Annotated in this window: 15 protein-coding genes and 3 pseudogenes; 4 read left to right on the plus strand and 14 right to left on the minus strand. The window is 35.6% G+C overall.

Annotated features, from left to right (window positions below):
- Window positions 1-51 precede the first annotated feature (51 nt).
- The 4 genes from WA279_RS14985 to lytA all read right to left on the minus strand — a co-directional run bounded on the left by WA279_RS14985 (window position 52) and on the right by lytA (window position 4,916).
- Window positions 52-711, minus strand: a complete 660-nt coding sequence (locus WA279_RS14985; protein WP_003242561.1) for a sugar transferase — start codon at window positions 709-711, stop codon at window positions 52-54.
- Window positions 712-937: 226 nt separating this feature from the next.
- Window positions 938-2,428: an N-acetylmuramoyl-L-alanine amidase LytC gene (lytC, locus tag WA279_RS14990; RefSeq protein WP_336155857.1), complete on the minus strand. Its 1,491-nt coding sequence runs from the start codon at window positions 2,426-2,428 to the stop codon at window positions 938-940.
- A gap of 38 nt (window positions 2,429-2,466) precedes the next feature.
- The gene (locus WA279_RS14995; protein WP_336155859.1) at window positions 2,467-4,584 is read right to left on the minus strand and encodes a SpoIID/LytB domain-containing protein; all 2,118 of its coding nucleotides are present in this window, start codon (window positions 4,582-4,584) and stop codon (window positions 2,467-2,469) included.
- Between the two features lie 23 nt (window positions 4,585-4,607).
- Window positions 4,608-4,916, minus strand: a complete 309-nt coding sequence (gene lytA, locus WA279_RS15000) for a membrane-bound protein LytA (RefSeq protein WP_003242772.1) — start codon at window positions 4,914-4,916, stop codon at window positions 4,608-4,610.
- A gap of 183 nt (window positions 4,917-5,099) precedes the next feature.
- Here lytA and tagU point away from each other — a divergent pair, with 183 nt between their 5' ends.
- Window positions 5,100-6,020: a polyisoprenyl-teichoic acid--peptidoglycan teichoic acid transferase TagU gene (tagU, locus tag WA279_RS15005; protein WP_014478144.1), complete on the plus strand. Its 921-nt coding sequence runs from the start codon at window positions 5,100-5,102 to the stop codon at window positions 6,018-6,020.
- A gap of 39 nt (window positions 6,021-6,059) precedes the next feature.
- Here tagU and wecB read toward each other — a convergent pair whose 3' ends face one another.
- The gene (gene wecB, locus WA279_RS15010; protein WP_336155862.1) at window positions 6,060-7,202 is read right to left on the minus strand and encodes a non-hydrolyzing UDP-N-acetylglucosamine 2-epimerase; all 1,143 of its coding nucleotides are present in this window, start codon (window positions 7,200-7,202) and stop codon (window positions 6,060-6,062) included.
- Between the two features lie 246 nt (window positions 7,203-7,448).
- Here wecB and galU point away from each other — a divergent pair, with 246 nt between their 5' ends.
- Window positions 7,449-8,327: a UTP--glucose-1-phosphate uridylyltransferase GalU gene (galU, locus tag WA279_RS15015; protein ID WP_336155863.1), complete on the plus strand. Its 879-nt coding sequence runs from the start codon at window positions 7,449-7,451 to the stop codon at window positions 8,325-8,327.
- A gap of 38 nt (window positions 8,328-8,365) precedes the next feature.
- On the opposite strand, the pseudogene WA279_RS20895 reads toward galU, so the two are convergent.
- Window positions 8,366-8,440: pseudogene (locus tag WA279_RS20895) on the minus strand (hypothetical protein); the annotation flags it as partial.
- A 221-nt stretch (window positions 8,441-8,661) separates the two neighbouring features.
- Between WA279_RS20895 and WA279_RS15020 the strand changes: the two are divergent.
- A complete protein-coding gene (locus WA279_RS15020) occupies window positions 8,662-8,880 on the plus strand; it encodes a hypothetical protein (RefSeq protein WP_119123078.1) in 219 nt (72 codons plus the stop codon).
- Between the two features lie 149 nt (window positions 8,881-9,029).
- On the opposite strand, the gene ggaB is transcribed toward WA279_RS15020, so the two are convergent.
- The 4 genes and pseudogenes from ggaB to WA279_RS20900 all read right to left on the minus strand — a co-directional run bounded on the left by ggaB (window position 9,030) and on the right by WA279_RS20900 (window position 14,558).
- A complete protein-coding gene (gene ggaB / locus WA279_RS15025) occupies window positions 9,030-11,732 on the minus strand; it encodes a poly(glucosyl N-acetylgalactosamine 1-phosphate) glucosyltransferase (protein ID WP_336155865.1) in 2,703 nt (900 codons plus the stop codon).
- 123 nt (window positions 11,733-11,855) lie between these two features.
- Window positions 11,856-13,196 (minus strand): glycosyltransferase family 2 protein, encoded by a 1,341-nt coding sequence (locus WA279_RS15030; RefSeq protein WP_251188342.1) that lies wholly within the window; start codon window positions 13,194-13,196, stop codon window positions 11,856-11,858.
- 40 nt (window positions 13,197-13,236) lie between these two features.
- A pseudogene (locus tag WA279_RS15035) lies at window positions 13,237-13,566 on the minus strand (CDP-glycerol glycerophosphotransferase family protein).
- An 890-nt stretch (window positions 13,567-14,456) separates the two neighbouring features.
- Complete coding sequence (locus WA279_RS20900; RefSeq protein ID WP_009968268.1) at window positions 14,457-14,558, minus strand: adenylyltransferase/cytidyltransferase family protein; 102 nt, start codon at window positions 14,556-14,558, stop codon at window positions 14,457-14,459.
- A gap of 506 nt (window positions 14,559-15,064) precedes the next feature.
- Between WA279_RS20900 and WA279_RS15045 the strand changes: the two are divergent.
- Window positions 15,065-15,695 (plus strand): annotated as a pseudogene (locus WA279_RS15045) (UTP--glucose-1-phosphate uridylyltransferase); the annotation flags it as partial.
- Window positions 15,696-15,733: 38 nt separating this feature from the next.
- On the opposite strand, the gene tagH reads toward WA279_RS15045, so the two are convergent.
- The 4 genes from tagH to tagE form a co-directional block, all read right to left on the minus strand.
- Window positions 15,734-17,317, minus strand: coding sequence for a teichoic acids export ABC transporter ATP-binding subunit TagH (tagH, locus tag WA279_RS15050; RefSeq protein ID WP_336155867.1), 1,584 nt, complete (start codon window positions 17,315-17,317; stop codon window positions 15,734-15,736).
- Between the two features lie 19 nt (window positions 17,318-17,336).
- A complete protein-coding gene (gene tagG, locus WA279_RS15055; RefSeq protein WP_336155869.1) occupies window positions 17,337-18,164 on the minus strand; it encodes a teichoic acids export ABC transporter permease subunit TagG in 828 nt (275 codons plus the stop codon).
- Between the two features lie 165 nt (window positions 18,165-18,329).
- Window positions 18,330-20,570, minus strand: coding sequence for a teichoic acid poly(glycerol phosphate) polymerase (tagF, locus tag WA279_RS15060; protein ID WP_251188385.1), 2,241 nt, complete (start codon window positions 20,568-20,570; stop codon window positions 18,330-18,332).
- Between the two features lie 11 nt (window positions 20,571-20,581).
- Window positions 20,582-22,603 (minus strand): poly(glycerol-phosphate) alpha-glucosyltransferase, encoded by a 2,022-nt coding sequence (gene tagE / locus WA279_RS15065; protein ID WP_251188344.1) that lies wholly within the window; start codon window positions 22,601-22,603, stop codon window positions 20,582-20,584.
- Window positions 22,604-22,671 lie beyond the last annotated feature (68 nt).

Below are 22,671 nucleotides of genomic sequence, written 5' to 3' on the forward strand. Positions count from 1 at the left end.
TTCCCTACTTCTTTTTAAGCTCAGATTGATGGTGAATAATGGAATTCTGTTTTATCTTGCACCATCACCCGTCCAAACTACTTTACAAGTTTTTAACATAATTTTTAATTCTAAAGTGAAAGTCAGATTGCGAATGTAATATAAATCAAATATCAGCTTTTCCTTCGGCGTCATATCGTAACCGCCGTTCACCTGAGCCCAGCCGCTCAATCCCGGTTTAACAGCCAGACGCTGTGTAAAGCCTGGAATCTCATTCTGGAATTTTTCCGTAAATACAGGCCTTTCCGGGCGAGGGCCAATCATACTCATATCGCCTTTCAGCACATTAAACAGCTGAGGAAGCTCGTCAATTCTCGTTCTTCTAATAAAAGCTCCGATCCTTGTCACCCGCGGATCTTGCTTCTGTGCCCAAACCGCCCCAGACTTCTCGGCATCTATTTTCATGGAACGAAGCTTATAAAGCTTAAATGGTTTCCCGCCTTTCCCTACGCGTTCCTGCGTATAAATGGCAGGCCCCGGCGTCTCCAAACAAATCAATATTGAAAATACCGCAATCATTGGCAGCGCAATCGCCAACCCAATGAGCGCAAACCAAATATCCATTACGCGCTTTATTGCCAAATAACGAGCCGTCTTTTCAGATAATGTAAAAGAATGTATTTGCTGAACTGAGAATTCACGACTCACATTCATGCTTTTCTCTGCACTCACTGACACACACCTCACGATTTGTTTGGGATGTTATGATGACCTATGCCAGTCAGTTTAGCAGACGGATGTTAATTGGATGTAAATGGTATGTTAAGAAGTGTGAATTACGTATTTTTTCTGATAAATGTTGTTAATACTCTTTTACTATTTTATATACAAGTACTATTTGTTTTAATCATTTCATATAAAAAAGAGACAAATCTGCGATTAGATTTGTCTCTTTCGATTATCTGTAATAAGATACTGTGCCGTCATGAATAGCTTGGGCAGCTTTATCTTTATAAACCGCTTGCTTCAATTTACTTGCATCTGATGCATTAGTGATAAAGGCAGTTTCAACTAAAACACTTGGCATTTTAGAATATTTAATAACGTAGAAAGCAGCTGTTTTTACTCCCCGGTCTCTCGTTCCAAGATTAGCCGCTAACTTTGGTTGAATTTGTTCAGCCAGTCTCTTGCTATTTGCGGCTTGATATGTTGTATCGTAGTACGTCTCACTTCCATCTGGTGATGAGCTGTCATTAGCATTTGCATGTATACTGATAAATAAATCTGCTTGTGCAGAAGCTGCTTTATTTACTCTCTCCTGTAAAGAATAAAAAGTATCATTAGATCTTGACAGTACTGGAAGAGCACCTGAAGCATTTAGCTTTGTATTGACTCTTTTCGCTATATCAAGGTTGACTTCTTTCTCAAGGAGTCCATTGCCGATTGCTCCTGAATCTTGATCACCGTGACCCGGATCAATAAAGATTGTTTCACCTACAACTGGATTCTTTAGCTGATTAGCAACCTTGGTGCTTACGGCAGGAGTGTTTCCGATAATCGTAAAGTTTGACACGTTTTTACTTCCAATAATTTTACGGGCTCCTGTAGATAAATTTTCACCATTTGTTAGGATAAGAGATTGCTTCTTCTTAGCTGCCAGTGTAGCTCCTGCAATGGAGTCAGGATAGCTGAATCCATTGCTTACATATACGGTGCTTGTTGATAAATTAAGTTTTTGTACGATATTTGCAGCAAGCTCATATCTGTTTGAACCGCTAATTCTTGTAGGAGAAGGTAACTTGTTGTATACCGTATTGCTGATACTTCCAGTTCCTCCTACAACAACCGTACTCGAAATTCCCTTATCTTTTATCACAGACGTTGTCGCACTATTTATAGATGTTTTATTTGTAAATAGAATTGGATACCCGTTTTTCGCTGCATAAGGAATAACTGCCGGAGCGTCTGCATATAAGAAGCCATTCAAAATAACAGCTTTTGAAGCCGCACCCATCGCTTTTGCCACCCGTGCAGCCGTGTCATAACGGTTGCTTCCTGCAATTCGTTTAATACTTATCCCCAAGCTTTTAATCTGGTTAGCAGTGTTAGAAGAAACAGCAGGTGTTCCGCCTACAATAATTACATTTTTAGTCTGCATCTCTTTTAATCTTGTTTTCGTTTCATTCGAAAGCTTATCAGAATTAGTGTAAAGCAATGGCGCATTCTTCTGGTAAGCAAGGGGTGCTGCTGAAATAGCATCTGCATAAGAACTCCCACCAACAATTACAGCTGTACTTGCTGTTGAATACATTTGCTTTGATATTTGAACAGCAGTGCCGTATCTATTGCTTCCCCCGACTCTTTTCACTGAGTTATCGGCCAAAGCTGTTGGCACAAAAAGTATGAGCCCCAGAAAACACATTGTCAGGACTTTTATATAAGAACGCAATTGATTTCCTCCTTAAATGGCGTTATATCCTAAAATAATTAATAACTTGTCAGAGTTGTACCTGGATAGTAAAATTTCAAAATTGAACTATATGAATCTCCAGCTTCTGCTCTTGCTTTTGCTCCATATTGACTCATTCCGATCCCGTGACCATATCCTTTACCGCTGATTGTGTACTTTGAAGTATCTTTTTTTACAGTCACATAAGTACTTTTAAATACAGTCGCTCCAATCATTGTTCTTAACTCACTTGTTGGTACACTAATGGTTGTAATTTTGCTCAAGTTATAGGAGCCAGTACTGCTTTTAACAAAATACTTCACTTTCATCGATGCTGTTTTTGCACGCTGCCCTTGTGTCGTTCCACTAAAGCTTAAATCGTCAATACTTGCAATTTTGACAGAATCAGCGCTTGTTTCTTTATTTTTCAAGATCCAGTTCTTAACTCCGGAAAGTCTTGCAGAATCAGTTTCAGTCGCTGAAGACCACCAAGAAGAAGGCTTCGTTAAGTCCAAAGATTTCGTATCTAGCTGTTGTTTTGACAAAGTAAGCGTCCAGCCTATTTGAGGATCCTTTGTATCTTTTTTTGCAATCAAGTAAGGTACACTTGACGACCACACTTCATTACTAGCTTCTGTGTAACCACCATTACTGGAAGAATAAGCTGCAGTTATAAGAGATCCATTATATTTCAGAACTTTCCCCTTCGTTTGCTCTACCGCTTTATTGGTATTCGAATTCCAACTGTAGCCACCATAAACTTGAAAAGCGGTTGTATCAGGTACAGTAGTTCCTGTTTTTGTTATTGAGTAGGTTCTTGCAGCGACAGTCTGCGCTTTAAGAGCCTCAAGTGACCAGCTAGCAGGCATTTCATTCGGAATTACTCCTTTTAAGTAATCCTCAAATGGAATATTCTCATTTACTGGTCGGATATATTTAGTAGACTCAATAGAGAAATTAACCGTGCCAAGATACAGCTTTCCATCAAGACTAATTCTGTTTGAAGTAGAATAGTTTTCTGGTTTAATTCTTAGGGAGTTTCCGTAAGTTTTGATGTTTTCAAGGTTTAATTTTCCGCTGTTGATTTTTAGATTATAGGTGCTACCGTCAGCTAAATAAAATTCATCAGCAAGTGAATTCTCAACTTCAGCAGAAATTGAACTGGTACTTCCAATAAAGTCGTATGCATATGTGGCTTTATCTTTCGTTATACTTTTAGCCGAAGCCGGAACGCTATCTTGTTTAATAAATAAAATTTGGCTGTTTTTCTTCGAGGCAAGCGAAGCGCCTATCAATACGTCTGCATATTTTGTCCCGTTCGTCATTACGACTTTATCAGCCTTCAACTTTAGTTGCTTAATTATATTTGCCGTAAGTTCATATCTGGTTGATCCAGGAATCCTTTGCACAGTTGAAGTTTTTTTAATTTGGTTTTCTACACTATCACTGACGCTAAATGAACTGCCTATAATGATGACTTGTTTTGGCAAATCATAATCCGGAAGCTTGTCTTTCTCTGTAAGCAAAATAGGGTATCCGTGTGCTGCTGCATATGGAGCAATGGCTAAAGCGTCTTGAAATACTCTTCCGGTTACAACGATCGCTTTATCATAGCTGCCCATTTGCTTTGCAATATTTTCTGATAAGACATATCTATTTTTTCCGCTTATCCTTTTCACAGCGCCATATGATTTCAGCTTGTTTTCTACATCTTTTGAAATGCTTCGCGCTCCCCCAATGATTAAAATATTATCAGGGTTAAACTTAGCAATTTGTCTTTCAGTAGTTTTTGTTAACGTGTCAGGCTGAGTAAATAAAACTGGTGCGTTCAGTTTTTTCGCCAATGGAATAACAGGCAATGCATCAATAAAAATATCTCGGTTTACCAATATCACTGTATTAGGATTTTTCCACTGGCTGTTGGATGCAAGAGTCGCAGTTTCGTATCGTGAAGCGCCTGCAAAACGATCCGTAACTGCAACATTATCCCCAGTTACTTTATAAAATCCTGTTGGCGATAGACTGATGCTAGATTTATTTCCAATATAATTTGACAATTTAACTGAGATGTTTGAGTCTGCTGCAAAAGAAACTGATGGAATCAATAATAAGATTGCAGCAAGTGAACACACTATCAATTGTTTGCAAGATTTCAAAATTTCAGGTTCCTCCCTATATCTTAGTTGGCACGTTCAATATCTTTTAACAGAAGCTGACCCTCATCATTTTTTTCATATGTAATCGTGACCTTATCTCCACTGTTAAACTTATCAAGATCACTTGTCGATTCTTCAGTGATATCAAGACTAACCGGCTCATTATCTACTGTTACTTCTATTGTATGAGTATCAGCTAACCCTACATAAGTACCTTCTTTTGTTTCAATGTTACTGTCTGGCGATACATCTTCACCTTGACTCTTTTGACTATTAACCCCACAACCCGAAAGAAGCAATATAAAGAACAGTAAAGCAATAAATTTTTTCATTTTTTTCACCTCATTATATTTTATCGTCAACCTATTTTATATTTTAAAGAAAAATTAAGAAACAATGAAACTTTTTTTTATAAAAAACGACTATTTTAGGATTTCATTCTTGTATTAAATAGAGTTGTATTTATTGGAAATTTAACTCATAATGAAAGTAATTTAACAGATGAGGTGCAAAGGATGAGAAACGAACGCAGAAAAAAGAAAAAAACTTTATTACTGACAATTTTAACGATAATCGGACTTCTTGTACTCGGAACTGGCGGCTATGCATACTACTTATGGCATAAAGCAGCATCAACCGTGGCAAGTATTCATGAAAGCATTGATAAATCGAAAAAGAGGGATAAAGAGGTCAGTATCAATAAAAAAGATCCTTTTTCCGTCTTAATCATGGGTGTGGATGAACGCGACGGCGATAAGGGCCGTGCCGATACGCTTATTTATATGACCGTTAACCCAAAAACGAATACAACCGACATGGTCAGCATTCCGCGTGACACGTATACAAAAATTATCGGAAAAGGCACAATGGATAAAATCAACCATTCATACGCTTTCGGCGGCACGCAGATGACGGTAGACACTGTTGAGAACTTCCTCGATGTTCCGGTTGATTATTTTGTGAAAGTGAACATGGAAAGCTTTAGAGACGTTGTTGATACACTTGGCGGCATTACAGTTAACAGCACATTCGCGTTTAGTTATGACGGTTATTCGTTCGGCAAAGGAGAAATCACGCTGAACGGAAAAGAAGCGCTCGCTTATACCCGGATGAGAAAAGAAGATCCGAGAGGCGACTTCGGACGCCAGGACCGCCAGCGCCAAGTCATCCAAGGTATTATTAATAAAGGCGCTAATATTTCTTCCATCACGAAATTCGGAGATATGTTTAAAGTTGTTGAAGATAATGTGAAAACGAACTTGACCTTCGATAACATGTGGGATATCCAGTCCGATTACAAAGGTGCGCGGAAACATATTAAACAGCACGAACTAAAAGGTACAGGCACGAAAATCAATGGAATTTACTACTACCAAGCTGATGAAAGCGCCCTTTCCGATATTACAAAAGAGCTGAAGGAAAGCCTCGAAAAGTAAAACAAAAAGAAGCTTCGCACAATGTGCAAAGCTTCTTTTTTATTTGCCTGTAAATGAATCCGGTTGTTCTTTCCGATACCCGTAATGAAACAGCAATTCTTCCACAATCCGGCGAGAAGCCTCTCCATCTCCATACGGATTAGAAGCCTGGGACATTTTCTTGTACTCATCATGATCAGTTAACAGCTGTTTTGCCAGCTGATAAATGTTTTCCTCATCCGTACCTGCAAGTTTCAGCGTTCCCGCTTCCACTCCTTCAGGCCGTTCCGTCGTATCACGCAGAACAAGCACCGGTTTCCCGAGAGATGGGGCTTCCTCCTGCACGCCGCCCGAATCTGTCAATATAAAATGCGATTTCGCTGCAAAGTTATGGAAATCAATCACCTCTAAAGGTTCAATCAGATGCACTCTGTCAGAATCACCAAAATGCTTATGAGCCGCTTCCCGGACAACAGGATTCAGGTGCACAGGGTAAACGACTTGTACATCTTCAAATTCCCCTACAATTCTGCGGATGGCCTTGAACATATTTTCCATTGGCTCACCCAAATTCTCCCGACGGTGAGCGGTCAAGAGAATCATTTTATCCTCACCCACCTGATCGAGAACAGGATGCGAGTAACCATCCCTAACCGTTGTGTTGAGTGCGTCAATCGCTGTATTGCCCGTTACAAAAATAGAGTCGGCCTTTTTGTTTTCTTTTAATAAATTGTCTTTCGCCTGGTCTGTCGGAGCAAAATGCAAATCAGCAATCGCCCCTGTCATCTGTCGATTGAGCTCTTCCGGAAACGGGGAATACTTATTCCCTGTACGGAGCCCCGCCTCCACATGACCGACAGCAATTTGATGGTAAAAAGCGGCTAGGCTTCCGGCAAACGTCGTCGTCGTATCACCATGGACAAGCACAATATCGGGTTTGATATCTTTAAACAACTCATCCAATTTTACAAGTGCGTTAGACGTAATCTCTGCCAATGTCTGCCGCTCCTTCATAATGTTCAAATCGAAGTCAGGCTTGATGTGAAACGCATCTAACACCTGATCGAGCATCTGTCTGTGCTGTGCAGTTACCGTTACATAGGAATCTATTTCAGGATATTTTTTCAATTCAAGCACAAGCGGTGCCATCTTGATCGCTTCAGGCCTGGTCCCGAAAACGGTCATCACTTTTAGTTTTTTCATATTTGTCACCTGGTTTTCTGCTATAGTAAATAAATTCATACTACATATTCTACATGAAAATGCTTCATTTTAAATCATTTCATTCTTGATTCAAATAAAATGATATAAGTTTTTAATATTAAGGATAAAGCTTGTTTAAAAATGGTTTATCCGATATCATAAAAATGTGTAAAAACATAATGAAAAGGGTAAATAGAGAATAGTTTAACCATAAATTTTTTCGATCATAAGGAAGGTGCCTTTTAAATGAAAAAAGTACGTAAAGCCATAATTCCAGCAGCAGGCTTAGGAACACGTTTTCTCCCGGCTACGAAAGCAATGCCGAAAGAAATGCTTCCTATCGTTGATAAACCTACCATTCAATACATAATTGAAGAAGCTGTTGAAGCCGGTATTGAAGATATTATTATCGTAACAGGAAAAAGCAAGCGTGCGATTGAGGATCATTTTGATTACTCTCCTGAGCTTGAAAGAAACCTAGAAGAAAAAGGAAAAACCGAGCTGCTTGAAAAAGTGAAAAAGGCTTCTAACCTGGCTGACATTCACTATATCCGCCAAAAAGAACCTAAAGGTCTCGGACATGCTGTCTGGTGCGCGCGCAACTTTATCGGCGATGAGCCGTTTGCGGTACTGCTTGGAGACGATATTGTTCAGGCTGACACACCAGGGTTGCGCCAATTAATGGATGAATATGAAAAAACACTTTCTTCTATTATCGGTGTTCAGCAGGTGCCTGAAGAAGAAACACACCGCTACGGCATTATTGACCCGCTGACAAGTGAAGGCCGCCGTTATCAGGTGAAAAACTTCGTTGAAAAACCGCCTAAAGGCACAGCACCTTCTAATCTTGCCATCTTAGGCCGTTACGTATTCACGCCTGAGATCTTCATGTACTTAGAAGAGCAGCAGGTTGGCGCCGGCGGAGAAATTCAGCTCACAGACGCTATTCAAAAACTGAATGAAATTCAAAGAGTGTTTGCTTACGATTTTGAAGGCAAGCGTTATGATGTTGGTGAAAAGCTCGGCTTTATCACAACAACTCTAGAATTTGCGATGCAGGATAAAGAGCTTCGCGAACAGCTCGTTCCATTTATGGAAGGTTTACTAAACAAAGAAGAAATCTAAACAAAAAGGCTATTGGACATTCATCCAATAGCCTTTTTTTATTTCAACATCAAAGTCAGTGTATGCTCTTCATTATCGACTGCGAAGACCTGATCAACGGCCTGCCGCAAAAATTAATAATCCCAGACAAGCACACTGATTGTAGAGTTAAATAAACTAAATGAAAACATAAATACAAACATGCAGATTAAATAGTAAATATATTGTATTCAATGCAAGCTAAGTAAACACCACTTGCTAAAAGAACAATGACTAAACAATCAGCATTACAAAATAATTAAATAAATTTGAAGCAATTACAACAGAAGGCAGTGAACTGATCGGAAAGTTCATTTTGGCTACCATATTAATCCCTTTAACTACGCTGTTGGATTTATCAAGAATTGTCGGGCTAATAGAAAACCACGGAATCAAACCAGCCAGCATTCAAACGATAAAAGGCACTTCTCCGATACCTGTTATGACCAGCTTACTGTTGCGCATCCCAAATACAAACCAGTACGCCATCATTAGAATAAGGGGATTTAAAACCTGCCATAATACACCAAAATAATTGATTTTTTGGATCTTTCGGTTAAAGAAATTTAAAAGTACCAGTGAATATTGTAACAAATGTTGAGTTTTTTTCACTTTTAAAAAGTAAAGAGAAGTCTCGCAGAACTTCTCCCAACATTTGAAGTGTCAATATAAAACAAACCAACCTCACTTAGCAACTTTATTATTATCTAATTCCAAAATAGCTTTATAAATACGATTCCTATTATTTTTATCAGTATATGCAAAAAAGTTATCTACTCTTTTTCTATACTTATCTTCCATACGACTATTGTTTTTCATATAATAGATAACTTTATCAACTAAGCTATTATGATCTTCTATTACATCACCAAACCCCATTTTTTTATAATCATAATAATCAAGTTTAAAATGGTATGATTTTTCGTATTGATAATAGATAACAGGTTTTTTCTCATATGCAAAATCAAACGCAACAGATGAAAAATCAGTAATCATTATATTAGAAGAATTAAATAGCATTTGATAGCTGCTGTTATAGTCGGCAAACTCCACATACTCATGCTTTTCAAAGTCTACAATCTGTTGCTGAATATCTGGGTGCGGAAAAAAAGTTATTTTATAATTATTTTTCTTAGCAAATTCGATTAGCCGTTCATCATTAATCAAAGCATTATACCTAGAAAAATATTCACTATCTTTAAATTTCGGGTTGTACGGTCTTACTCCTTTTGCCTGATCTTTCGGTAATACAATATCTTTTCTCCAAGTCGGCATTATTAGAAGTTGCTTTTCTCCCTCACTCTTCTTAAGATTATCGTATCTCGGAAATCCCCCCAACAAAATATTCTCTTTTTTATAGTTGTAATTCCCTTTCACAATAGACCGATATTCAGGTTTGGCAGAAGTGACTAATAATTTGATATTCTTGTTGTATTTGTTTAACCATTCAGAATGATCTGCCATTGTTATTCCGTGCTGTAAAAAGATAAACTCAAAGTTAAATAAATCTCTAAAATAAATCTCCATATTAAAAAATGGATTTACAACCCATATATCTGCATGTGTCGATATTACTTTGGAAGAGGATAAGGTTAAAATTTTATGTCTAAAAGATCTGTATGGTATGACCTTTCCATATTTTTTGATTCTGTTGTAATCCTTGCTATCTTTTTTTATTATAAAGTATTTTTTTACCCCATCATTCTTGTTGATTGCATATTTAAAGAGGTGCTCGGCATTATCATCAGCTTTGTCTTGTCTGTCTATGAATAACCATACTGGTTTTCTATTAAAAATAGTGAAAACATGGTGTACCATTCTTGCCATCAGTGCCTTCTTAATCGCTGATTTTCGTTTTTTTGATTTTTCCCCTGATTTATGTAGGGATTTTAAGAAACGAAACTCTTTTATAAATCTATTTTTAAAATTGTTTTTTTTGAACATTAATTTTTTATAATTATAATAAAAAATATAATCTTTTTTAGCTACATAAGTATTATATAAATCGTTTGACAAACCTGAATACTTGAAAAAACGAAGTTTTGTCAACTTCCTTTTTTCACCCTTAGTTATAAAAAATTCAATATGATGATTATCTGCTAGATGACCTTTGGGAATATCTATTGAAAAACCGGGATATTTTTTTATTACTTCTCCTAAACTTATATAATCATTATGCTGTCTTTTTATATTCTTTGCTTTTATTTTTGTTTCGCCAATTTTAGCATAAAACTTAAAACCTTTAGAATGAAACAGCGAGCTCCAAAAGCCTTCTATGTGAATGGAATCCTCATTTTCTTCTAAAATTTCAATAGTTAAAGTTTGATCCGATAATTTCGAAACAATTTTACCTTCTCTGTATAAATAATAATCCTGTTCAGTTTCTCTTTCATATACATACCTACTATAATTTTCACCGTGCTTTATTTTTAAAGCATGATATAAATAGAAATGGCTGACACTTTTTGTTTCAATGATGACATCGTCGTCAATATACGACAATACTTCTCGAATCAATGTTAAAAATTCACTGTATTCATTTTCGTCTAAAGGTGTTTCACTGATATCCTTAATCAATAATTTCCACTTCAAATCATGCATAACCATATATTGAAGAAATAAAGGTATTTTCTGTTCATGATTTTTTATAATATCGATTAAATTCTTTGAGAAAGTGATAAGTGAATGGTTAAACCAATTCTTATTTGCTTTAGCAGTCTGCATGGCAGATGATCCATCTTCTCTAACTCTATAATGGTATTTTGCCTCTTTAACCAGACCATACTTTTTCTTTTGCGATATGATTAAATTAACTAGTTTGGCATCTTCACCTATTTTACAATTTTCATCAAACCTGATATTTTTCAAGGCATCTTTTTTTATAAATGTAGAACAACAATGAGTTAATATATGATGCGGTTCTTTTTCTACATCCAAAATTCTTGTAGAAGAAAACTTATTATTTAGATTATGTTCTCCAGTTCTTCCTTCTGCAAAAAAAATAGGGATTGCTACAATATCAATTTCATTCTTATGTTCGTCAAAGAAGTTTAAAACATTTTCGAATGTTCCTTCTGAAACTAAATCATCCGGATCCAAAAATTGAATATATCTACCTTCAGCATACTTTAAACCATAATTTCGAGCACTGCTCACTCCGCCATTCTGTTTCTTTGCATAGACAATGTTATTGGGATATTTCTGAGCATATTCTTTACAAATGATTTCACTTTTATCGGGGCTATCATCATTCACCAGTATTAACTGAATATTCTCAAAACCAACAGTTTGGTTAATGATACTTTCTATAGCTTCAGTGAGATACAACTCAACATTATAAATCGGCATTATAACACTGAAATCATAGTTAAAACTTTTTTCGTTCATAAAAGATTACTCCTAACATAATGTTTATATGAATAAGAATTCGGGTAAATAAAAGTAAGAAACAAGAGAGTACTAATTTTTGCAAAACAATTTTAATTTAGTAAAATGTATGAAAAGCATTCCTTACCTTTTTTTAAAAACCCTTGTAAGCAAACTTTTAAAAATGTTCACATGGTTAAGTTCTAAAGAATCATTTGGTGTTTTTAGTACAAAGTCAAATGCAAAGGCCCAAATCGGTATTTCGACAACAAAACCAGCATATCTAAAATCTCTTAATTTATATCCCCATACTTCAATTGTTTTTTTCAGTTCTTTTCGTTTGCATTTTTTTAATCTTTTAAAATATTTTATATATACTCGGTCATTTTCTTTCATCTCATAATACTGGTTAATAAAGTGCCCTGTTAATTCAAGTCTAAGCCCTTTTATTTTTGCCGAAGTAACAGTACATGAACTATGCAGTACTCTTTCTTTTTTTATATTTTCAAGAGCTTCTGTATTTTCTTTTAATAAGTGAAACATAAATTCTTTATAGTACATCGGCATATCTTGTTCTTTTATAAATTGCGGGTCAATAAATTTTAAAACTTTAATAAAATCATCAACAAAAACTCTTTGTTCTTGTTGATCTAAAACAGACTTATAAACATCTCTATAGTTCGGATATAAAAACAGTTTTATATGATATACAATTAAAAATTGCAAATAAGGCAAAACTATATCATATTTGTTGAATGAATCCATCAACAAAGTCATGTAACATTCATTCAACAAATATGTGTACCTTTTTTTGTTAAACCATGAACGATCAACTAAAGAATCCTGTTCTTTCCGTTTTCTATAAAAATACTTTCCTTCTGCAACTGCTCCGTATCTTTTTTCTTTCAGTAATAACTGGTTAAAAAAGATAGCGTCTTCCCAAAACTTTATAGATTCATCAAAAAGGACGGTACTAGTTAGTGTATGTCTTCTGTAAAAAGTGCCGCCAATATAAAAATGAATAGCTTTATAATCGTTGAGAATATTTATAACTCTTGTTCCTTTTTCAAATCTATTATTTAATTTATGTCCCCCTTCTTTTTCACCTGTGTAATAAACAGGTAATACCGCAATATTTACATGTTCGGAATCACAAAAAAAATCATAAACACTTTGCAGCGCATTTTGAGAGAATGCATCGTCAGAATCAAGAAAACCAATAAATTTAGATCTTTCGCTTACATTTGATAATCCACAATTTCTTGCAGCAGAAGGTCCAGAGTTTTCAATTTTCATGATTTTAATATTATTAGGATATAGATTTTTAAAGGATTCACAAATTTGAGGACTGCTGTCAACACTACCATCATCTATTAATATCAGTTCTATATTTTCCTTAAATCCAATTGACTGGTTAAGGACACTCTCTATTGAATATCTTAAATAATTTTCAGAATTATATATTGGTATAATTATAGAAAACATGTTTGTACCTCTTTATTTAGAAGTTAAAGGATCGTTTCAATTACTCTTTTAGAAGCCTTGCCTCTTCTAAATTACAAAATTTATTATAAAAATCCTCATAGTTATGATCTATATAAGGATTATGTAACAACTCTTTTACCGTATCTATAAGTTCTTCACTTGTTTGAAGCAAGTTTCCTGGCGTTTTTTGCTGAAAATTAAAGTAAAAACCTCTGATACAGTCTCTATAAGCCGGGAGATCATACACAAAAAATACAAGGTTTTTTTAAAAATTCATATTATCAAAAAAGACAGAAGAATAATCCATAATCAATAAATCACTAATTAAATATAAATCTCGAATATCTTTATTTAAAGAAACATCGTTCAAAAAATATTTATATTTCCCTAATTAAATTGTTCTGAAACTGGATAATACCATTCTTACAAGGAATAACCATAGAGTCTCCAAGGTTCCCTTCTCATTTCCTCTAATCAAATTAAAGTTAAATTTATACTGGCCAGCTTTCTTAAAATTCATTATCCCGCAAAGTTGGTGCATATAAAATTATTTTTCTTTAATTCCTTATTTGATAATGTAGAATGTCATTTCTCGGATAACCAGTTTCCAAAATTTCCTTTTTGAAATGCACGTATGAAAGTTTAGTCGAGTAAGCATTAGTGAAATTAAATAACCCCGTTTTTTGGCTTCCTGCAGAAATTCTGTTTATACTTTTCAGTTGTGGTTCCGAGCATGTGCACTTCGCCATATCATTATCTAGTTTTTTACAGAGTGCCGATCCACGTTTGCACATACAATGTGTTTTAGGGTTTTGGAATCCATAAAGGCAGCAAGCTGTTTTCAATCCTATATTTAGCTGCAGCCATGTACCAAATCCACTTAAGAGAAAACCTTTTTATAGCAGATATTCGTAAATTGGTAGGGGATTGTAGCTAAACTGTTTCCAGAATAGCTTTCAAATAAAATTAATTTATTGTTTCTTGGCAGAAGGACAAAAATTTTAAACAAAACTGAATAAACTCTAACTAGTAAACTTCTGCAATTGGTTATAATAAAAATTTCATCAGTGAACTCCTTAAAGAGTGAAGATTAATATTTACGCAAACAAGAAAAAAAGAAGCAACTGAATTTACTTCAAGCCTCTTTTAGTTAGTGCTTCTATAAACTAGCCATATCTTTTCTGATTTGGGTAGTTGAAATGCCTGCTATTCTTGTAAGGTAAATGGCCTCATAGTATTCCTTTGTAGACAATCGTACGATTAAGTAATCCCAGGTTCTTTTGCTCTTTCCAGTAGCTTCATATGTCCGTAGTGAAATAAATCAAACATTCCGTACGTATCACTTTCTTCATTAGATAACATCACCTTCCAACCTTTTCCAACTTAGCGTGCCAGAAAAAACAAAAATCCTTAACTGATTGTTTATCATTTTGACATATTTTTTACGTTCCATTAATAATAAACAATAATAGCATATGTTCCTATAAAAGTTAAGGCTCTTTAAAAATGTAAATCCTCAGCACTTTTTGACAATATCGTTGCATTGATGTGTATTTTTTACAGATCTGATATCTTATCTATACTCATTACAACAAGTTTTCTATTCCGGAAGAGTCAATTCTTTTTGTCGCGTTTTTAAGTGTAATGATTTTCTTTCTGCTGCGTCATTTATTTTGTACGCCCTCCTCATATTACTTCATCGTCAAAACGTGAAGGAATTGTAATACGTAGTTCCTAAAAATTTTCGTGGTAAAATTTAGTGAAGTCTTTATCAGGCTAAGGAACTTTATCTAAACTACGAATTACACATGTTTTTTTATAGATATATAGATGAAAAGGAGGGTTGATATGATATAAACGAAAATCAATTAGATAAAGGAAAAACTGAACACTTCTGAAAAAAGTGATAAGTTTCTTTCACTATATCCGCCAAAAAGAACCTAAAGGTCTCGGACATGCTGTCTGGTTCGCGCCCAACTTTATCGGCGATGAGCCGTTTGCGTTTCTGCTTGGAGACGATATTGTTCAGGCTGACACACCAGGGTTGCGCCAATTAACGGATGAATATGAAAGAACACTTTCTTCTATTATCGGTGTTCAGCAAGTGCCTGAAGATGAAACACACTGTTATGGCATCATCGCCCCGCTGACAAGTGAAGGCCGCCGTTATCAGGTGAAAAACTTCGTTGAAAAACCGCCTAAAGGCACAGCACCTTCTAATCTTGCCATCTTAGGCCGTTACGTATTCACGCCTGAGATCTTCATGTATTTAGAAGAGCAGCAGGTGGCGCCGGCGGAGAAATTCAGCTCACAGACGCCATTCAAAAACTGAATGAAATTCAAAGAGTGTTTGCTTACGATTTTGAAGGCAAGCGTTATGATGTTGGTGAAAAGCTCGTCTTTATCACGACAACTCTAGAATTTGCGATGCAGGATAAAGAACTTCGCGATCAGCTCGTTCCATTTATGGAAGGTTTACTAAACAAAGAAGAAATCTAAACAAAAAGGCTATTGGACATTCATCCAATAGCCTTTTTTTATTTCAACATCAAAGTCAGTGTATGCTCTTCATTATCAACTGCAAAAGCCTGATCAGCTGTATTCACAAGAAAACGCTTCTTGCTGCTGTCATACAATACATCGCTATCACTCAAGGATAGTGACGCCGGGTTGATAGGAGAAATGTTATGAAAAATAAGCTCTGTTGCTTTATCATTCTCCAGTACATAACTGATTTTTTCATAATCAAAATTCAGCGTTTTTCTGCCGTCAGCCGTATTTCCTTCAGTATAACCATTCAATTTCGATTGAATGCTGGTGCTGCTGTCTCCCAGGAATTTCAGAAAGTATTCATAGGAAGATGCTGCGTTTTGCGAGACATAAGACGTAAATGCAGCGGCATGCAATTCAGCGTGTTTCATGTTAGTTGCAACAGCGCTCTGTTTCACATAATAAGAGTGCCCGTCAAACTTTATTTTCGCTGCTTGTTTGCCTTTTGCAGCTACCGTTACTTTTGTACCGAATGGCAGTGTAACGTCAGCCTTCTGTTTCAAACCCTGATCCTTATAAGCAGCCGCTTTTTCATTTGCTATAAACCCTTGCTTATTGACTGCAGTTAAGCGTTCCTCTGACTTGCCCTTTGCATCGCCATGATGGTTCTTCACTTCATTTTGCGGAATAGCGCCAAACGAAGCAATTGTACGAAGCGGTGCATTAAAGAACATCGTTCCCGCCATGAAGACAGTCAGAATAGACAAAATAGCAATTTGAATGGCATTGGCCAGTGATTTCGGCTTTTTCTTCTTTTTGCGGAAACGGGCAGACGCTTCAGGATCTTCTTTCTTCCGCTCTTCTGTCTGCTCTTTTTTATATGTCTCTTTTTCTTTTTTCGACAGCTTATTAAACCAGTCAATAAACGCTTTATACTCTTTGACAACCGTTTTTGTTTCATCAAACATACGAAGCTCGCCATAGTGCATCCAAGCGACGCGGTCACACATCTTTTCAATCTGACCGATTGAGTGGCTGACAAAGAAAATCGTTTTTCCTTGCTTTTTAAACTCATTTATTCTGTCTACACACTTCTGATAAAACGTTTGGTCCCCTACAGAAAGCGCTTCGTCAATAATTAAAATGTCAGGGTCAATATGCACGGAAATCGCAAAACCGAGACGCGATTTCATCCCGCTGGAATAGTTTTTAACCGGCTGATTAATAAAATCGCCAATCTCGGCAAATTCAACGATGCTGTCATACATATCATCAATTTCTTTATTGGTTAACCCCATCATCAAACACTTGAGCCGGACATTGTCCCGGCCCGTTAATTGGTTATTTAAACCGGCAGCAATCGCAATCAGCGACGGCTGGCCGTTCATTTCAATTTCACCGCTGGTCGGCGGAATAATTTTAGCCAGCAGGTTAGACATGGTTGATTTCCCTGATCCATTTATCCCTACAAAGCCGATTGTCTCTCCCTCATACACGTCAAAGGAGACATTCCGCACAGCAAAAAAACCATTATCCTTAGCCGGAAAAAACAATCCTTTAATCTTGTCCGATTGTTTTTTATACAAATGATACTGCTTTGAAACATTTCGAAACGAAACTTTTAGTTTCATCGTAAAATCTCCTTACGTATTAAAGAAAGTCAACAAACTTGTCTCTGAATTTCATATGCAGAATAGAACCCACTAACAATAAAAGGAATGTGAACAGCCAGAAATACAGCGTGTACTTCATGTCTTGGAAAAACCATTTTCCGTCTAAGAAGCTGTTCCGGAATCCTTCAATAATATAGAATAGTGGATTCAACTTCAGAACAGGCACTAATTCGGGGTGGCTTTGACCGAGTTTCGCATTAACATCCCAAAAAATTGGCAACAAGAAAAACAAAAGTCTTGTTACGGCCTGCAGCAAAAATTGATAATCTCTAATCAGCACACTGATCGTTGAGTTAAACAAACTAAACGAAAACATAAAAGCAATCATACAGATGAAGTAATAAATATATTGTAACCAATGCACACTCGGGAACACACCATTAACTAGGAGTACAATGATATAAATCACCATCATGATCATATAACTAAATAAGTTAGATGCAATGGCCACGGACGGTAGAGAACTAATCGGGAAGTTCATTTTAGCCACCATATTAATGCGCTTAAATACACTATTTGATCCATCAAGTATAGTTGGACTGATGAAAAACCATGGGATTAATCCTGCCAGCATCCAAATAATAAAAGGCACTTCGCCCGCTCCGGTTGTCACAGGACCGCCCTTTCTAATCCCCATACCAAATACGAACCAGTAGGCCAGCATTTGGATAAGCGGATTTAAGAACTGCCATAAGACACCTAAATAATTCATTTGATATTTAGACTTGGTTTCATAAGCCGCCAATCTTAAAATTAAAGGAAATGACGTTATTTGCTCTCTGAGTATACGCAACAAATCATTCATTTTTTATCTTCCTTAGACTTAATTGTTTTTGGGAATCTTTCTGTTTAAAAATTTGAAAGCACCGCTGATTATTGTAACAGATCCTGCATTTTTTTTCACTTCTCAACAAGTATCTAAAAAGCTGCCGAAATATCGACAGCTATACATTTTATAAAATAACCTAAATTATTCAGCTTTAAATACAGTATTAACAACCTTTTCAGATGAACGTCCTGACTCTAAATAGCAAAACTTATCATAGAAAGGACCAAAAGAAACCGGAAGCTTATAATCAGGCGATGAGATCTGCTTGATAGCCTCAATCGTTTCTTCAGTAGTTTTTACCAAAGGACCAGGAGCTTCTTTTTCAAAATCAAAGTAGAAACCACGCAACTTATCCCGGTAAGTTTCGATGTCAGGGACAAAGAATAGCATTGGCCGTTTTAAATTTGCAAAATCAAAGAATACTGAAGAATAATCAGTAATCAGCAAATCAGAAACCATATACAATTCTCGAATATCCTCATAAGCAGAAAAATCATATGCAAATCCTTCAAAAGGACCTAAATCAAAATTCTCAGCTACCAGATAATGCATTCTTAAGATTACGATATATTCATTTCCAAGCTCTTGTCTAAGTTGATGCAAATCTAAATCGAGATCGAACTTATAACGCCCTTTTGCATAGAACTGATCATCTCTCCATGTAGGGGCATATAAAATAACCTTTTTATCACGAGGAATATTCAACCTACTCTTTATCAATGATATTGTTTCCTCATTATTATCATTATGAAGAAAATCATTTCTAGGATATCCAGATTCAATCATTGTCTTGTTAAACTGAAACGCCCGTGTAAAGATCTCAGTTGAATAACCATTTGGGGAAATCAAGTAATCCCAATTAGAAGCTTCCTTGATAAAATTCCTTTTATATTTTTTGGTGTTTGTACCAGGCATATGGACTTCTTCCATATCCATTGCAAGTCTTTTTAAAGGCGTGCCATGCCATGTTTGTAAATATGTTGTATGACTAGGTTTCGGAATCCATAATGGAAGCCGGCTGTTAACAACCCAATACTCAGCTCTTGCCATAGCGAAGAGCCATTTTAATGAGAGGCGATTAATGTAAGGAATTCCCTTTTCATCAAAAGGCGCTGAATATTGTTTATTTACACTCCAATACATTTTATACTCAGGGTGGTTTTCCCGCATATATTCGTAAATCGCTCTCGGATTACAACTGTATTGTTTCCCATTAAAACTTTCAAAAATGACTGTTTTCCTTTTAACTGGCATTCTGCTAGCCATCATGAATAGAGATTTGTATGTTTTAGTGATTAACTTGTTTCTCATTTTTGTGATCTTTTTTATTTTTGATACTAATCTCTTCTTCTTTCCTTTAATAAAGTATTTAATCCTTGTTTTCAGGCTATAGTCGTTTACTCTGATACCTAGAGTCTGCTTTTTCTTTTTCTTAAAGACTTCATAACGAACTGGTGCGTTGTTTGTTTTAATAATACTTACTAATCCTTTTAATTTGTTTTTTCGATCTCCTAAAACAAGAGCAGTGCTGTTGAACTGAATATCCGTTCCTTCATCGTCATTGCATATATACTCCAGAAAAAGACGATAAACATAACGTTTTTCATTTGAGAAAGGAATTTCTTTCAAAGGCACTTTCACTTCAAAATCATACAGTTCCGGAACAAAACCATCTGCTCTCATGTTTTCCAGGCCATGTGTTTTTCTTTCTAGCTTGATTGGAAATTTTTCCTCAATAGGTGTTTCTCCACCCTTTTTTAAAATAAGGTTCAAGTTTTTTATGCGATATTGATTTTCAGAACTCAGGTACCCCGCATAACCTGTTATGCTTATTTCTTCAGAGCTAATCTCGATTTGATCAAATCTGATGATTTTGGCCTCTCTTTTCACCTTAATAGAAAAGTTGCCTTTATCAGTTGTATAAGGTAAAATCAAAAGTTCTGTGGTTTGATCGACATGAAAGGCGCGCTCAATTGAATTTACTTCAGCAGAAAGACGCTTCAAGAGTGGTTCCTGCTCCGCATCTTCATATTTTTTTCGAAATTCGACATAAAAATCATATGTTTGTCCCATTTCAACAGGCATAGGCAAAACATGAGCATTTATCTCAGCTTTATACTCTAATGAGCCAGTGTTTTGAAGCGGAAATTCAGATTCCGTTCCTGAACGTCTCTCTTTCAGCTTTAAAAATAACTGGTAATCCTCTAAAAATTGGTGTTCTGAATCAATTGAGATTAACAATTCAAGACTTCCTAAATTGTTTTTCAAGCTTTTCAAAATACATTTAATCACAGTGTTTTCAATCATTACTTTTTTCTGCTCCTCTGTATAAAAGCTCTTTCCTTTTTGCTTCCTTTTATTAGTGTCAACTACTAAGGACATTACCCAAAATATTAACTCTCTTTTATTTCCGTGACCCTCCAAGAGAAATTGCCTTTAACTGTTGTATAGGGCTCTACTCTATAGCCATTATGAGTATCTATACTGTTTCCTGACAATTTTGTTTCTTCACTCGAAAGTCTTCGCATTGTTTTAATATGGCCATTTGCATTGAAAACAATATAAAAATCAATAACTTTGGTTTTATTGGCAGCTACCTTTTCAATATTTACATCTTTTTCGAGATCAATTACAAACAGTTGATCATTTTGTAAGTTTGTTGAAATAATTTCAGCCTTATTCTTTCTGTCCAAGCCCACTAAACTTATTTTTTTAATATCATTATGATCAAAATTCTCAATGTCAATTTCTATTTTAGTTTTATCAAAATCCTCAGTATAGGAACTAATAGAAGGATCTTTTTTTCCAACCTTTTTAGAGAACTTCTCTCTTTCTATTCGCACCTCAATCATCTGATTAAGAGCAAAAGCCCAATTTTCAATATAGTTGGGTCTTGAATATTTTTCAGCCATTTTAAAAGCTTGTTCTGAAAATTTTTGATGAGTACTTTCATCTTTCATCAAAGAGATAATAGCTTGACCCAATTTCTCTATATTATACTGTTCAATGACATATCCATTTGCTCCGTCAGTAACTAAGCTCCTTGCTCCGTAATCATAGTCGTATGTTACAACTGGACATCCATTGCTCAGTGCCTCCATATTTGATAGACCGAACCCTTCAAAATGAGAGGTTGAAATGGTTAGCCAAGCTTTTTGAAACTCTGAGTCAGGGTTATCCGTATAGCCTTTCAAAAAGACATTATTCTGCAGTTTGGTATCTTCAATCTCTTTTTTTATTTTTTCGAAATCTTCACCCGATCCGAATATATCAAGTTTTGCTTCAGGAATTTCTTTCACGACTAGACTAAATGCTTTTACTGCATGTATCAGATTTTTCATAGATGCAAGTCTTGAAATAATGACAGCTTTGTATTTTTCACTCGGCACATTCAATACAGCGGGATCAAGAGGCTTATCAATTGTATGCGGAGTAAAGAAAAACGTCTCTTGTTCCCCTGAAATCAATTTAAAATCTTCTAGCTGTTCCTCAGTTATAAAAAAGACAGCATCCAAATTATACATCTGACTAAATACTTCTTTATAGCGACCCTTAATTTGATATTTATTGCTGCCGTAATGCTTGTTATGAATAATTGCTCCGTAATAGGAAGAAGGTGATTTTTTCACTTTAAAGACATGTTTGTCTTGCGGTCTGCTGTCCACTAAAAACAACTTAGGTTTATCATTTTGTTTTTGCAGATATTCTATCCAATATTGACGCAGTTCCGATTCATCTTTTACTTTTATCTCACCCTCAAGGGAGTACCAAATAACATGAGATAATTGAACATCTTTTTCTTCATTGTTCCATACATAGAGTTTGTCTAAATACACTTGATTTTGGTCATTAATATATTCCTGCAGATACATCTTGTTTAGCTGCACATCATAATGAGTAACGAGAACTAAGTTTCCGTTCTTCGTATATTCCTCTCTCTTTATGAGCTGGTTTTTATCATTCCAATAGTCGACGTACCGGATAGTTTCTCCATCTCCGTAGTAAACTACAGACATTTCATTGTTCTTCTTACCAAATAATCTTGACACAGTTTTTGCAAATTTCCCCATTCCAACTTGCTTTTTTATCTGGTCAAGACCTATCCTTTCTTCGTATGATCTTTTCCCATTTGTTCTAACACTTAAAAAATCATCGAATAGATTAATAACACTTGTGAATTTTTTATCAATCTTACCGTTGCTGTACAATTCATCAATTTTTGAAGACAACTCTAAATCAAAACGAAACGTTAAGAAAAAGGTGTTTTGGTTACACTCTTCTCCAAATAATTTTGAACGCAATAATAATGATTTCGTCAGACCGCCATAATTACTTGGCAGTCCACCAGAGATAAAATAATAATCCATGTCAGGAATTTGTTTTATATTAGATTCACTCACCGCATGTAAAGACAATTTTTTACTCCCTTTCGGCATCTAGAATATATGATCATTGAAATTTATATCTACCCGGATACTTTAGT

Origin of the sequence: Bacillus sp. 204(2023) (genome assembly GCF_037027505.1) — a bacterium.
GTDB classification, from domain to species: Bacteria; Bacillota; Bacilli; order Bacillales; family Bacillaceae; genus Bacillus; species Bacillus subtilis.

What these genes read in the sequence shown, in the direction of transcription:
- WA279_RS15030 (WP_251188342.1), bottom strand. Translation starts at nt 13,196, where the DNA reads ATGTTTTCTATAATTATACCAATATATAATTCTGAAAATTATTTAAGA.
- tagG (WP_336155869.1), bottom strand. Translation starts at nt 18,164, where the DNA reads ATGAATGATTTGTTGCGTATACTCAGAGAGCAAATAACGTCATTTCCT.
- galU (WP_336155863.1), top strand. Translation starts at nt 7,449, where the DNA reads ATGAAAAAAGTACGTAAAGCCATAATTCCAGCAGCAGGCTTAGGAACA.
- tagF (WP_251188385.1), bottom strand. Translation starts at nt 20,570, where the DNA reads ATGTCCTTAGTAGTTGACACTAATAAAAGGAAGCAAAAAGGAAAGAGC.
- wecB (WP_336155862.1), bottom strand. Translation starts at nt 7,202, where the DNA reads ATGAAAAAACTAAAAGTGATGACCGTTTTCGGGACCAGGCCTGAAGCG.
- ggaB (WP_336155865.1), bottom strand. Translation starts at nt 11,732, where the DNA reads ATGAACGAAAAAAGTTTTAACTATGATTTCAGTGTTATAATGCCGATT.
- WA279_RS20900 (WP_009968268.1), bottom strand. Translation starts at nt 14,558, where the DNA reads ATGTTATCTAATGAAGAAAGTGATACGTACGGAATGTTTGATTTATTT.
- tagU (WP_014478144.1), top strand. Translation starts at nt 5,100, where the DNA reads ATGAGAAACGAACGCAGAAAAAAGAAAAAAACTTTATTACTGACAATT.
- tagH (WP_336155867.1), bottom strand. Translation starts at nt 17,317, where the DNA reads ATGAAACTAAAAGTTTCGTTTCGAAATGTTTCAAAGCAGTATCATTTG.
- lytA (WP_003242772.1), bottom strand. Translation starts at nt 4,916, where the DNA reads ATGAAAAAATTTATTGCTTTACTGTTCTTTATATTGCTTCTTTCGGGT.